The sequence below is a fragment of the Muricauda sp. SCSIO 64092 genome, assembly GCF_023016285.1.
Lineage (GTDB): Bacteria > Bacteroidota > Bacteroidia > Flavobacteriales > Flavobacteriaceae > Croceivirga.
The window spans coordinates 3,525,126-3,538,462 of record NZ_CP095413.1 but is presented as its reverse complement, the minus strand read 5'-3'; the positions used below and the strand labels follow the sequence as shown (position 1 = coordinate 3,538,462).

Sequence of the window (13,337 nt, the reverse complement as noted above, 5' to 3'; positions counted from 1 at the left end):
ACCTTTGGAAAATGGATGTTTTTGGAATGGCCCTACAAGACTATTACGCCGGAAATTACACCGAAGATATTTCCACAACCTCTTCCCTGGATGGAAACGATGTTCTTCCCCTGCCTTATTTGTTTCGGGATTTTGGACAAATGCCTCGAATTGAGCAAGAGGCACTGCGGCTTTCAAGGGGACGCGTATTGGATATTGGTTGTGGTGCTGGAAACCATTTGCTTTATTTGCAGGAAAAAGGTCTTGATGTCATTGGCCTGGACCAATCCAAAGGCGCCATCGATATCTGCCAAAAAAGGGGGGTGAAACACACGGTTTGTACGGATATACGCAACTATACTGGAAAAAGGTTTGATACCCTTTTATTACTGATGAACGGTATTGGAATTCCCGGCAAATTAAGTCAATTGCCCAAATTCCTTGCCCATTTAAAACAACTGATATCGGTAAACGGCCAAATATTACTGGATTCAAGCGATATTATCTATATGTTTGATGAAGATCAAGATGGTGGGTATTGGGTTCCCGGAAACACGGATTATTATGGAGAGGTTCAGTTCCAAATGCAGTATAAAAATAAAAAGGGTCCAATTTTTGATTGGCTGTACGTGGATTTCAACACCCTGCTAACGTATGCCAAAAAGGAAAACTTTAATTGTGAGTTGATAGTTGAAGGAAAACATTTCGACTATTTGGCCAGACTTACCCTTTAAGTGAATACTAGATACAAAGCAGAACCGTTTGTACTAAAAATAAACTATGAAAAAGATTTTTGCCCTTGCCTTACTCGCCTCGCTAATCCTGGCAAGTTGTTCTTCCAATGATAATGACAATGGTCCTGCGGCAAATACCCTGTCTTTTGAGAGTACTGAAATCACTATTAATGAAAATGCCGGTACGGTTACCTTCCCTGTAAGGCTCAGTGGGAACGTTGAAGGAGGGTTCACCGTAAACTTTGAGACTAGGGACGGAACGGCGACCCAACCCGGCGACTATACCAGTAACACCGGAACCCTTACTTTTAATGGAAACAATGGGGAGAGGCAGAATATAGTGGTCAATATCAATGAAGACACTTTTAGGGAGGACACCGAAGACTTTATTGTAGCACTCTCTGGAATCTCTACAAACCAAATTGATATTGATCCTGCTACTGCCACGGGGCTAATCCTTGATGACATTGACCTATCCGGGAACTTATTGTCTTCTGGAAGTTCTGCAAATGATATCTTGACCAATTCCAATTTTGACAGACTTCTTGTTCAAATAGCATATGTAGATGGATTTAGACCTACGCAACAGACCATAGCCAATTTTTCCGCCTACCTGAGTGAGCGTACTTTTAAACAAGATATTGAAATCGACTTTTTAGAGCTTGACTCTCCTGAGGAAGAAACGCTTACTTTACAGGAAATCGCAGATTTGGAGTCTGAAAACAGAACGGCCTACAACAATGGGACCAACACAATGGCAATTTACATTTATTTCGCCGATAGTCCTTCTGATGGGGACGACCTTGATAGGGGCCTCGTCACACTTGGTGCGGTTTACAGAAATACTTCAATGGTGATTTTTGAACAAACGATAAGAACCCTCTCCTCAAGGAGCGGCATTCCCCTTACGGATGTTGAAACCGCCACCTTAAACCATGAATTTGGCCATCTTTTTGGACTGGTGGATTTAGGCACCGTTCCGGTCAATGACCACGAGGACATTCTTCGCGATGCCGACGGAAATCCCATTTTGGATGAAAACGGCAATGAACAGGGCAATAACCATTGCAACGTGGATGGTTGTCTGATGCAAGCCCAATTAACTTTTCAAGCCCCAGCGGCTTTGAGGGCTTTCATGGCTTCCACCAAAGAAGAAATCGTCTCCGCGTGCTCCCTTTCGGGAATTGCAATGATCCGATTATTGGAAGATAGGGCCGCCCGTGGTTTGAGTACCGTTCCCAACTTGGACGCTGAATGTATTTTGGATTTACAGAATAACGGAGGTCGCTAAACCTTTCTTTTTACGCCGTATGATCACGTAACCCCTGCCCAAAAGCAGCGCTACGCTACCCTTGATATCCCCGGGAGGGAATACCTTCAAGCCACAATCGCAGGATAGTCGGGATTTTTGGCTTTTCCAATACCTATTGGCTTCAAAAAGATTGGTGAATGCTTTACCCAAAATTTCCCATAAACAGTTCCGAATAATCCCTACCTTTCGATAATTTGATTATCCATAATACACAACCGCATGAAAAAAATTATTCTATTTCTGTTTGTTTTACTTTCAATACAGGTGCTTCCACAACGGAAGAAAAAATCTAAAGCACAATCCGAAAACAAATCCATTTTAGGGAAAGCGGATCTGTCCGGTCTAAAATTTAGGAGTCTAGGCCCTGCACTAACTTCAGGTAGAATTTCGGATTTGGCCGTAAATCCAGACAACTTCAACGAATATTATGTTGCCACCTCCTCGGGAGGGGTTTGGAAAACTGACAATGCCGGAAATACCTTTCGACCTATTTTCGACGGAGAAGGAAGCTATTCCATTGGTTGCATTACCCTCGATCCAAACAATTCAAATATCGTTTGGGTAGGTACGGGTGAAAACAACAATCAGCGCAGCGTATCGTACGGAGACGGTGTATACCGATCCAAAGACGGTGGAAAAAGCTGGGAACACATAGGATTGAAGACCTCTGAACATATTGGCAAGATCATTGTGCATCCCGATAACTCCGATGTGGTTTACGTGGCCGCCATTGGCCCATTGTGGAGTTCGGGGGGCGAGCGCGGGCTGTACAAGACAGAAGATGGAGGGGTAACATGGAATGCCGTTTTAACCGTTGATCAACATACCGGGGTAAACGATGTGGTGATGGACCCACGAAATCCCGATGTTTTGTATGCAAGTGCTTTCCAGAGAAGGCGTCATGTTTTCACCTATGTGGGCGGTGGGCCCGGTTCTGGAATTCATAAGTCCGAGGACGGTGGAAAAACCTGGAATAAAATCAACAAGGGTTTGCCTTCCACCATGCTGGGCAGAATTGGCCTGGCAATTTCCCCTGCCAATCCCGAGTATTTGTATGCGATTGTGGAAGCGGCCCAGGGGAAAGGCGGATTCTATATTTCTACAAATCGCGGAGCATCCTGGGAGAAAAGAAGTGACTACACGACCAGCGGAAATTACTATCAGGAAATTATCGCGGACCCGGTCGACCCAAATCGGGTTTATGCCATGAACAATTGGATGCGCGTTACCAGCGATGGAGGAAAAACCTTTGATTATGTGGGGGAGGATTTCAAGCATATAGACAACCACGTTATTTGGATCAACCCCAACAACAACAAGCACCTGCTATCGGGAAATGATGGAGGGATATACGAATCCTGGGACAGTGGAAAACATTGGTCATTTAAACCGAATTTGCCCGTTACCCAATTTTATAAAGTGGCCGTTGATAATGCAAAACCCTTCTACAATATCTATGGGGGCACCCAGGACAACTTTAGCCTAGGTGGCCCCTCAAGAACGGTGAGTGGTAATGGCCCAAATAATTTTGACTGGTTCATCACCCATGGAGGCGATGGCTTCGAATCACAGGTTGACCCCGAGAATCCAAACATTGTCTATGCCCAATCCCAATATGGCAATTTGGTACGCTATGATAAACTAAGCGGGGAGGAAAAGGGGATTCAGCCCAAGGAAAGGAAGGGGGAAAACAGCTACCGATGGAACTGGGATGCCCCCTTGGCCGTAAGCCACCATAAATCCGGTAGGGTATATTTTGCTGCGAACAAAATGTTCAAAAGCGATGATCAGGGGAACAGTTGGGAAGTCATCAGCGATGACCTTACCCGTAATCTCAATCGTAACCAACTGCCGGTAATGGGTAAAATATGGGGGGTTGATGCCGTGATGAAAAACCAATCCACTTCGCCATATGGTACCATTGTGGCCTTTTCGGAATCGCCAAAAAATGAAAACTTGCTGTATGTAGGTACCGACGATGGTTTGATTCAGATCACAACGGACGGAGGAACAAACTGGCGAAAAGTTGGGACATTTCCTGGAGTTCCCGCCAGGACCTATGTCAATGCGGTATTTGCCTCCAAACATGATGAGAATGTGGTCTACGCTTGTTTCAACAATCATAAAAATGGTGATTTCAAACCCTATGTTTACCTAAGTAGGGACAAGGGGTCCACTTGGACTTCGATAAGCAATAATCTTCCCGAGAGAGGATCCACATACGCAATTGAAGAAGATCATATCGATGGGAATTTGTTGTTTGTCGGCACTGAATTTGGCGTTTTCTTTTCCGATGACCAAGGTGGTGAGTGGAAGCAATTAAAGGGTGGTTTACCCACAATTGCGGTGCGCGATGTTGCCATTCAGGAAGAACACAATGATTTGGTGCTGGGCACCTTTGGAAGGGGTTTTTATGTATTGGATGATTATTCGAGCCTACGGAATGTCCAAAAAAAGCTAAATGACGAAGCCACCCTGTTCGGTGTCCGTGATGCACTTCAATTTGAGATGTCCTACCCTTTGGGCCTACCCGACAAAGCATTTATGGGCGATAACTTTTTCATTGGTGATAACTTGGGTGCCGAAGCCATTTTTACATGGTATATAAAAGAGGATATTAAAACCAAAGCCGATCAACGTAAGGCAGCTTCCAAGGACTTGGTCAAAGAGGGAAAGGATGACCCCTATCCCACTTATGAAGCCTTGAAAAACGAAGCCCAGGAAATAGACCCCCAATTGGTACTTACCGTAAGCGATGGCAAAGGGGATATTGTGCGTAAACTGTTCGCTTCCCCAAAAGCTGGTTTAAAAAGAATGCATTGGGATTTGCGCTACGCATCGCAAGAACCCATCAACTTTGACAAACCCCCATTTTACAATCCGTTCGGAGGTGACAACAAAGGGGCCTTGGTTCCTCCGGGCACCTATACCATTGCACTTTCAAAAATTGTGGACGAAGTGGAAACACCCCTTTCGCAACCTGTTTCGTTTGAGGTGGTCCCTTTAAACAATACGGTACTTCCGGCTACCGATCGGCAAGCGTTGGCCGAATTCCAACAAGAAGTAAACGATTTATCCGGGAAGGTAAGAAGTGTTCGAAATTCACTTTCCGAGCTGTCCAAGGAGTTACGCTATATGAAAGAGGCCATCAAGCGCACGCCGACCTCACATATTGATCTCATGAAAGGATGGAAAGCATTGGATCGGGAGTTATCCGAAATCCGTAAAAAAATCAATGGGGATCGAATTGCCAATCGTTTGGATATGGGGACTCCCCCTTCCGTTGGGAGTAGGGTAGGTTATTTGGTGTATGAACAATCGAACTCCACAGGTACGCCCACCCATACCCATAAAAGCACGTTTGCCATTGCCAAAGAGGAATTTGCACCTGTGTATGAACAAGCCAGGAATTTGGTGAATACCAAATTTGATGCCTTTAGGAAGCGGCTTAAGGATGTTGGAGCACCATACACTCCTGGGAATATCCATTTTTTGGAGTAGGAAAAATATTTATTGTACAGAAGGAGTAGCGGAACGGCTACTCCTTCTGCTCTAATATGGCCCTGACTTTCAATGATGCATCCCTTTTTTAAAAAAACTACAGTGATTTCCAAGTATTATAGCAAACCATGGAAAACCCAGATTTTAAGTTAACGAACCAAGTCGTAGTGATAACAGGGGCCAGCAGGGGTATTGGCCGGGGGGTATCAAAAATACTGGCTCAATCCGGTGCCCAGGTGGTGTTATGTTCCAGGAGCGAAAAGGAGTTGATTGCCCTGGAAAAGGAAATCCATAAAGAAAATGGTAAGGCTTCGGTTTTTCCGCTGGACCTCAATTCGGTTCCCAATATCAAAAGGACCTTTGCCGAAATCCATAAGCGCTTTGGACGATTGGATGTTTTGATCAATAATGCAGGTCTCGGTTACAACCATGCAGCCCTGGATGTAAAGGAAGAAGACTGGGATAAAATGATGGACGTTAATCTAAAAGGGGTATTCTTCTGCTGCCAACAAGCAGCAAAATATATGATCAAAAGTTCTTATGGCCGTATTATCAATATGAGTTCGCAAGCGAGCCTTGTGGGAATTAAGGACCATGTAGTATACTGTGCTTCAAAAGGTGGTGTCAATTTATTGACCAAGACTTTGGCCTTGGAATGGGCGGATAAAGGTGTCACGGTAAATGGAATAGCGCCTACGTTCACCTATACCCCTGGAACGGCGGAACGTTTGGATGATCCCGATTACCTGGCAGGTGTATTGAATAGAATCCCTGTGGGAAAAGTAGCCTCGATTGAAGATATTGGAGCGGCAATTCTCTACTTGTCAAGCACCCATTCCGGCATGGTCACAGGGACTACCCTTGTCATTGATGGGGGTTGGACCTCACAATAACCCATACTAAAATAGCTTCGGGGTACAGTAAAGTTCCGGTAGCCCAGAAAACCTAGGGAATGTTCAAATACTTATGGGTCTGTAGGGATACCTTCCATTTGGGATTTTGCATCACATAATCCACAATCAAGGGGGTTACCTTCTCCCGCACACTCCACTCCGGTTGTAAGTATAATACACAATCATGCCCCACTTGTTGCGCATGTGTTTCGGCAAAGGCAAAATCACTTTTGTTATAGACAATGACCTTAAGCTCGTGGGCCTTGGAATGAATGTCCCCTACAGGTGGTTTCAGTTTTTTGGGTGACAGGCAAATCCAGTCCCATTGCCCGGTCAAAGGATAAGCCCCCGAAGTTTCAATATGGGTTTTTAGGTTTTTTGATTTGAGCCCCTGGGTCAATGGGGCCATGTCCCAGGTAAGGGGTTCCCCTCCGGTGACAACAATGGTATCGGAATATTTGGCCGCATTTTCAATTATGCGATCGATCTTGGTCGGAGGATGTTTATCGGCATCCCAACTTTCTTTCACATCACACCAATGGCAACCTACATCACAACCGCCTACCCGAATGAAATAGGCAGCGGTTCCTTTATGGTATCCCTCTCCTTGTATGGTATAAAACTCTTCCATTAAGGGGAGCATTATCCCCTCATCCACCAGTTGCATCACCGCTTCTTTTGCCATATTGCAAAGATAGGTCGCATGGCTCGATAATTGGGTGTGGACCAGTTGGTTTTACTTCACCGCAATCACATCAATCTCGATCTTTGCCCCAACGGCCAATCCGGCAGCCGCATAGGTGGTACGTGCGGGCTTCTTGGTAAAGTATTTTATATAGACCTCATTAAAGGCCTTAAAATCCTTGATATCACTTAAAATAACGGTACACTTGACCACATTATCCAGGCTTAGGCCATGAAATTCCAAAACCCCTTGAATGTTTTTTATGGTCTGTTCCGTTTCACCCTGTATACCCCCTTCCGCAAGTTTGCCCACGGTTCTATCCATTCCAATCTGTCCGGCCAAAAAGAAAAGGTTTCCCGCCTGTACCGCTTCACTGAAAGGTGCAGTGGCCCTGGCCGGATTTTCAGTTTTATGAAATATGATTTCCGTGTTTTCCTGTCCCACAAGTGGTTCAAAACCAAAAAACACTGCAATGATCCAAATGATCAGTCCATATTTTTTCTTCATATCAAAGTCTTTGTTCTCCCTAATATCCAACATCTTTTGTCTTCGTCCAAATTACCCTATTTTTATCGCAAACTTGAAAGGATGGACCAAAAAGAACAATTCTTTGCCCATATTGAAAAAGGGTATGCCATGAAAGGCGATTACATCACCATGGGCGCTGGTATGGTAAATGAAGAAACGGTAAAAGAAGCTTTCATCAAAATTCCTTTAAAAACCTTAAACCGTCATGGTCTTATTGCCGGGGCAACGGGTACCGGAAAGACCAAAACCTTGCAGGTCATTGCCGAAAACCTATCGGAAAAAGGGGTTCCCGTACTGTTGATGGATTTGAAAGGGGATTTAAGTGGTATTGCCCAACCGAGTCCAGGCCATCCAAAGATTGATGAACGTCATGAAGCTATTGGACTTCCTTTTGAACCCAAAGGTTTTCCCGTGGAAATTCTATCCCTTTCAGAACAGGACGGTGTTCGATTACGGGCCACGGTATCTGAGTTTGGTCCCGTACTATTGTCACGGATTCTGGATTTGACCGTTACCCAAGAAGGTATTGTCGCTGTGGTTTTTAAATATTGTGATGACCATAAATTACCCTTGTTGGATTTGAACGACTTTAAAAAAGTGCTGCAATATGCCACTGGGGAAGGAAAAAAGGAATTTCAAAAGGATTACGGTCGGATTTCCACAAGTTCAACAGGTACCATCCTTAGAAAGGTTATTGAACTGGAGCAACAAGGGGCCGACCTGTTCTTTGGGGAAAAGTCCTTTGAAGTGGATGACCTCACCCGAATCGATGAAAACGGTCGAGGGTATATCAATATCATTCGCCTTACGGATATTCAGGACAAGCCAAAATTATTTTCGACCTTTATGTTGAGCCTGCTGGCCGAAATTTATAGCACATTTCCCGAGCAAGGTGATAGTGATCGACCCGAATTGATACTGTTTATCGATGAGGCACACCTTATTTTTGAAAATGCATCAAAGGCCCTTTTGGACCAAATTGAAAGTATTGTAAAATTGATACGCTCCAAGGGCATAGGGCTCTATTTTGTAACACAAAACCCAACCGACATCCCGGATGATGTACTGGCACAATTGGGGCTAAAGGTGCAGCATGCGCTCAGGGCGTTTACTGCCAAGGACCGAAAGGCCATAAAACTGACCGCCCAAAACTATCCCGATTCCGAGTTTTACGATACGGAAGGGATTTTGACCTCATTGGGGATCGGTGAGGCCCTAATCTCCGCTCTGGATGAGAAAGGCAGGCCTACTCCTCTTTCTGCAACCATGCTTCGCGCACCCATGAGCCGAATGGATGTTTTAACGGAAAAAGAGCTGAAAGAGGTCATAGGGAAATCGCCCTTGGTCAAAAAATACAATGAGGAAATTGATAGGGAAAGTGCCTATGAAATCCTCAACGGGAAAATTGAAAAGGCAGAGAAAGAAGCAGAAAGGGAAGAAACCAAAAAAACCACCGCCCGGCGGACTTCTTCACGAAGCCGAAGTACACGCATGAATCCCGTGGTGAAAGTGCTTACCAGTGCTACCTTTATCCGGGGCGTATTGGGCGTTTTGAAAAAAGTGATTCGTTAGTTGTTAGTTGTTAGTTGTTAGTTGTTAGTTGTTAGTTGTTAGTTGTTAGTTGAATGAAAAATATCTTTTTAGTTTCTGGAATTTGTTTTTTGGGATTTCTCATGGGTTGTAGGGAAAAGGACACCACTTTCTTGATAACTGATGAAAAAGTGGGAAAGCTGGACAAAATAAGCCTGGTACGGGATTTGGAACTCATCTATGAAGATGATTCCATAGTTAAGGATATGCCGCAATCACAAATAGGTCGCCGCATCAAAAAAATACAGGTTTTTGAAAAAGGTGGAAAACAGCTGCTGACCCTGACTCCTACATCCGATAGTATTCCCTCCATAGAAAATGTATCCATTAAAGATCCCAGATTTGAAACCGAAGGCGGTATTGGGCTTAAAAGTACTTTCGGGGACATTCAAGACCAATATGATATCAAGAAAGTAGTGACCACGTTGAACAGTGTGGTCATTTTTCCAAAGGGAAGCAACTTGTACTTCACCATAGACAAATCCGAACTACCGGGAAATTTGCGTTATACCTCGGGTAACATTGAAGCCGTACAAATTCCGCATGAGGCCAAAATAAAATATCTTATGATTGGTTGGGAGTAAGTCCGTACTTCTCCCTATTGGCCAACACCTTTGGACTGTTTTTTTGCATCCACTCCGTAAGTTCCAACAATCGTTCCACATAGGATTGTCCAAAATCCGAAAGATTGTATTCCACACGAATGGGGACTTCGGGATAGGCATTGCGTTCAATATAGCCATCAGTCTCCAAAACCTTTAACCGTTGGCTCAGCACCTTGTTGGAAATACCATAAACGTATTTTTTTAACTTGTTGAAACGCAAAACCGGAAAATATCCCAACCAAAGCAAAATCAATGTGCTCCACTGATCGGAGGCCACTGACATCACATCGCGTACGGGACATAGCTCTGGTGGATTTTTATAATCTATATGTCCAAACATTTTTTCCAATTTTTTGGATGTCCTATCCCGTTGATTCTCAATTACAGTTTCCATTTTGCTACCTGGTTTTAGAATGGTCACCCCTTTTTTCTTACCAAAGGATTGTGTATTTTTAGTTTCAATTAAAGAGTAAGTTACAAAAAGTAACTTTTATGAAAAAATTTCTAACCAAAGTCATTCCCCTCTTTTACGGTCAGTGGTTGAATTTTGTGGCATTATTTAACAAGCAAAAAGCCGCTAAAATCGCATTTGATATTTTTTGTACGATTCGGAAAGGCCGTGTCCGGCCAGAACAAAAAGACTTCTTGGACAGTGCAAAATTTAGCGTTGAAAATGTCATGGAACAACAGATACAGTCCTACAAGTGGCCTGGAAGTAAAGGAACGGTGCTTTTGTTACACGGTTGGGAGAGCAATACGCACCGTTGGCGGAATCTTATAAAAAAACTAAAGGAACATCATTTTGATATCCTGGCATTCGATGCCCCGGCCCACGGATACTCCACTGGGGAAATGCTACATGTTCCTTTATATGCCCATACCCTCAAACATTTTCTGGAAAAATTTCAACCTCAGATGGTGGTGGCCCACTCCATTGGTGGGATGACCATCTTATACAATGACTTCCTTCATCCGGAATCCTCGGTTGAAAAAATCGTGACCATTGGTTCGCCTTGTGAATTTGAGCAATTTATGCACCATTACAAAAGCATTCTTAAATTCAATACCAGGGTTTGGAAGGCGATGGACAAACGACTCAAAATCTGGTTTGGTTACCATTTCAAAGAGTTCTCCAGCGCCCGTTTTGTGGCCAATAACACCAAAAAAGGCTTACTCTTCCATGACAAATTGGATAAACAGGTCCCTTACACCGAATCTGTTCGGGTCCACGAACACTGGAAAGGAAGTGAGTTGGTCTTGACCGAAGGTTTGGGACATTCCATGCATCAGCCTAAGGTGAATGACCAAATTATTGCTTTTTTGGAATCGTAAAATTGGGGGACAGGGAACAATCCACTATTTTTAGCAAACAGATACTTCAGTACCCTAACAATGAAAAGAACGATCACCCCTTTCCATGTCGCAATTCCAGTTCACAATCTGGCAGAATGCCGAACTTTTTATCGCGAAGTGCTGGGTTGTGAGGAAGGCAGGAGCAGTGACCATTGGGTAGATTTCGACCTATTTGGCCATCAAGTGGTCATTCATTACAAACCAAAAGTACAGGAAGATTTACATACCAATCCCGTGGATGGAAAAAATGTCCCCGTTCCCCATTATGGTGTTGTTTTAGCTTGGGATACGTTCCAAACTTTTTCGGAAGATTTAAAGTCCAAAGGCGTAACGTTTGTCATAGAGCCCTATATCCGCTTTGCGGGAGAAGTTGGGGAACAAGCTACCATGTTTTTCCTGGACCCTGCAGGAAATGCCTTGGAATTCAAGGCATTTAAGGACATGGACCAATTATTCGCCAAGTAATACCGCTTTCTTTTATCGAACTCGTCTTGAGCTCGTCCCTGGGATTTATTGGGACCAAGCTGTTGGTTTTCTGTCCCAACGGTGACTTCGTAATGTATTGAACAATTCCGAGGGAAGCCCCATACCATCGCTAGTAGTCGTATTTGCCAATACATTGCGTTCTTTTCGCATGCCGGGAATAACGGTACCCACCGTTTTGTTCATAAGAATAAAGCGAAGCGCCATTTCGGCCATGGTCATTCCTTCAGGCACAATAGGTCGTAACGCATCCGCTTTTTCCACACTTGCCATCAGGTTTTCCGGAACAAAATAGGTCCCCCTCCAATCCCCTTCCGGAAAAGTGGTTTCCTTGGTAAGGTTTCCGGTCAATGTTCCCTCGTCAAAAGGTACACGCGCAATTACTGCTATATCCAATTCTTGACAAATGGGAAAAAGTTTATCCTCAGGGGCTTGGTCAAAAATGTTGTAGATCACCTGTACCGCATCCAGTTTTTTGGTGTGTAAGGCCGCAATGCCATTTTCGGGCTCCCATCGATTCATACTTATTCCCATGGCGACTACCTTGCCCGATGTTTTTAAATCCTCAATGGCGCGTTGCCATTCTTCCCTTTCGGCCCAGGTATCGTCCCAAGTATGCAACTGCATCAGATCTATTTGTTCCAATCCCAAATTTTGCAAGGTCTTCTCTGTGTATTCCACGATATGTTCCCGTGGGTATGAATCTTCAAACCGATATTCCGGTTTGGCCGGCCACTTAAAATTTTTGGGAGGTATCTTGCTTGCCGTGTACAATTTTGTATTTGGGTGCCTTCGCACCAATGCCCCCAGAAGTTTTTCGCTATGTCCTTCTCCGTAACCCCATGCCGTATCAAAAAAATTTACGCCATTTTCCACGGCCAAGTCCAATGATTTTGCGGATTGTCGGTCATCGGATTCCTTCCAACCCCCCATGCCCCACATACCATAACCTATTTCACTTACCTGCCAATCCGTTCTACCAAACCTTCTAAACTTCATATGTATGTATTGTCAAATTGTTTTCCGGCTTAAAGATACTTCCACTACAAAGCATCACCCTAATACCAGACCTCTTTTTTTACCCAGAAAAAAGCAAATACCATATTCGGCACCCAACAGAGCCAGGCCACAATTTTATAGGCAATCAAAAACTCCCCAAAGGTAAATTGCAGTAATGGCAGCCATATTCTCAATGTTACTGCGGCAAAGCAAGCGGCGTAGCTATAAATCATCATTCCCTGATGTAATGCCATATCCTTTCTGCGAATGGCGGCATAGGCCGATAGTGTAGTGTATAGCCAAATCAGTCCCAAAAGAACAAAACCGGATGCGCTTACCCATCCTCCCGTAGCAAAAAATCCTATGCCCACAGCGCAGATTCCACTTATCACCACGGAACCTACATAGATTTTTCCCAGATTGCGGTGCAATTGCAAACGTTTGTTCCGCAACTTCTTACTGAACTGGGACCAACCCGTCAATAACGCCAAACCGCCAAAAGTAATGTGGCCATAAAAACCGATGTTCCATAGCGTATTTGCCAAAAGGGCATCAGACTTGGAATACAGCAGACCAAACTTGCCGGCAACAAAAAAATAAGCCATTGGATAAAGGCCCACACCAATGGCCAAAAAGGCAAACACAAACCACGCTAATTTGTTCGTTCTTCCCATG

General features: G+C 44.2%; 13 protein-coding genes. 8 read left to right on the top strand and 5 right to left on the bottom strand.

Annotation, left to right across the window (positions count from 1 at the left end; genetic code table 11):
* Positions 1–26: 26 nt before the first annotated feature.
* From L0P88_RS15060 to L0P88_RS15045, 4 genes are all read left to right on the top strand, one after another.
* Complete coding sequence (locus L0P88_RS15060) at positions 27–713, top strand: class I SAM-dependent methyltransferase (RefSeq protein WP_247130748.1); 687 nt, start codon at positions 27–29, stop codon at positions 711–713.
* Between the two features lie 46 nt (positions 714–759).
* Complete coding sequence (locus L0P88_RS15055) at positions 760–2,004, top strand: Calx-beta domain-containing protein (RefSeq protein WP_247130746.1); 1,245 nt, start codon at positions 760–762, stop codon at positions 2,002–2,004.
* 240 nt (positions 2,005–2,244) lie between these two features.
* Entirely contained in the window at positions 2,245–5,526 is a 3,282-nt protein-coding gene (locus L0P88_RS15050; RefSeq protein WP_247130745.1) for a WD40/YVTN/BNR-like repeat-containing protein, read from the top strand.
* 128 nt (positions 5,527–5,654) lie between these two features.
* Complete coding sequence (locus tag L0P88_RS15045) at positions 5,655–6,419, top strand: SDR family NAD(P)-dependent oxidoreductase (protein WP_247130743.1); 765 nt, start codon at positions 5,655–5,657, stop codon at positions 6,417–6,419.
* 52 nt (positions 6,420–6,471) lie between these two features.
* On the opposite strand, the gene L0P88_RS15040 is transcribed toward L0P88_RS15045, so the two are convergent.
* Complete coding sequence (locus L0P88_RS15040) at positions 6,472–7,104, bottom strand: 7-carboxy-7-deazaguanine synthase QueE (protein ID WP_247130742.1); 633 nt, start codon at positions 7,102–7,104, stop codon at positions 6,472–6,474.
* Positions 7,105–7,155: 51 nt separating this feature from the next.
* Positions 7,156–7,611: a Rid family detoxifying hydrolase gene (locus tag L0P88_RS15035; RefSeq protein ID WP_247130741.1), complete on the bottom strand. Its 456-nt coding sequence runs from the start codon at positions 7,609–7,611 to the stop codon at positions 7,156–7,158.
* Between the two features lie 81 nt (positions 7,612–7,692).
* Between L0P88_RS15035 and L0P88_RS15030 the strand changes: the two genes are divergently transcribed.
* Both L0P88_RS15030 and L0P88_RS15025 read left to right on the top strand, forming a co-directional pair.
* Positions 7,693–9,204, top strand: coding sequence for a helicase HerA-like domain-containing protein (locus L0P88_RS15030; RefSeq protein ID WP_247130740.1), 1,512 nt, complete (start codon positions 7,693–7,695; stop codon positions 9,202–9,204).
* A 53-nt stretch (positions 9,205–9,257) separates the two neighbouring features.
* On the top strand, positions 9,258–9,806 hold the full coding sequence (locus L0P88_RS15025; RefSeq protein ID WP_247130738.1) for a hypothetical protein: 549 nt from the start codon (positions 9,258–9,260) through the stop codon (positions 9,804–9,806).
* Here L0P88_RS15025 and L0P88_RS15020 read toward each other — a convergent pair.
* Positions 9,787–10,221 carry a winged helix-turn-helix transcriptional regulator gene (locus L0P88_RS15020; protein ID WP_247130737.1) on the bottom strand — a complete coding sequence of 145 codons (435 nt, stop codon included), beginning with the start codon at positions 10,219–10,221 and terminating at the stop codon, positions 9,787–9,789. The two genes, L0P88_RS15025 and L0P88_RS15020, sit on opposite strands and share 20 nt — an antisense overlap.
* Positions 10,222–10,319: 98 nt before the next feature.
* Between L0P88_RS15020 and L0P88_RS15015 the strand changes: the two genes are divergently transcribed.
* Both L0P88_RS15015 and L0P88_RS15010 read left to right on the top strand, forming a co-directional pair.
* Entirely contained in the window at positions 10,320–11,159 is an 840-nt protein-coding gene (locus tag L0P88_RS15015) for an alpha/beta fold hydrolase (RefSeq protein ID WP_247130735.1), read from the top strand.
* Between the two features lie 60 nt (positions 11,160–11,219).
* On the top strand, positions 11,220–11,645 hold the full coding sequence (locus tag L0P88_RS15010; RefSeq protein WP_247130734.1) for a VOC family protein: 426 nt from the start codon (positions 11,220–11,222) through the stop codon (positions 11,643–11,645).
* A gap of 45 nt (positions 11,646–11,690) precedes the next feature.
* Here L0P88_RS15010 and L0P88_RS15005 read toward each other — a convergent pair whose 3' ends face one another.
* Together L0P88_RS15005 and L0P88_RS15000 are read right to left on the bottom strand one after the other, a co-directional pair.
* On the bottom strand, positions 11,691–12,662 hold the full coding sequence (locus tag L0P88_RS15005; protein ID WP_247130733.1) for an aldo/keto reductase: 972 nt from the start codon (positions 12,660–12,662) through the stop codon (positions 11,691–11,693).
* 59 nt (positions 12,663–12,721) lie between these two features.
* Complete coding sequence (locus tag L0P88_RS15000; RefSeq protein WP_247130732.1) at positions 12,722–13,336, bottom strand: DUF2306 domain-containing protein; 615 nt, start codon at positions 13,334–13,336, stop codon at positions 12,722–12,724.
* Position 13,337: the final 1 nt, after the last annotated feature.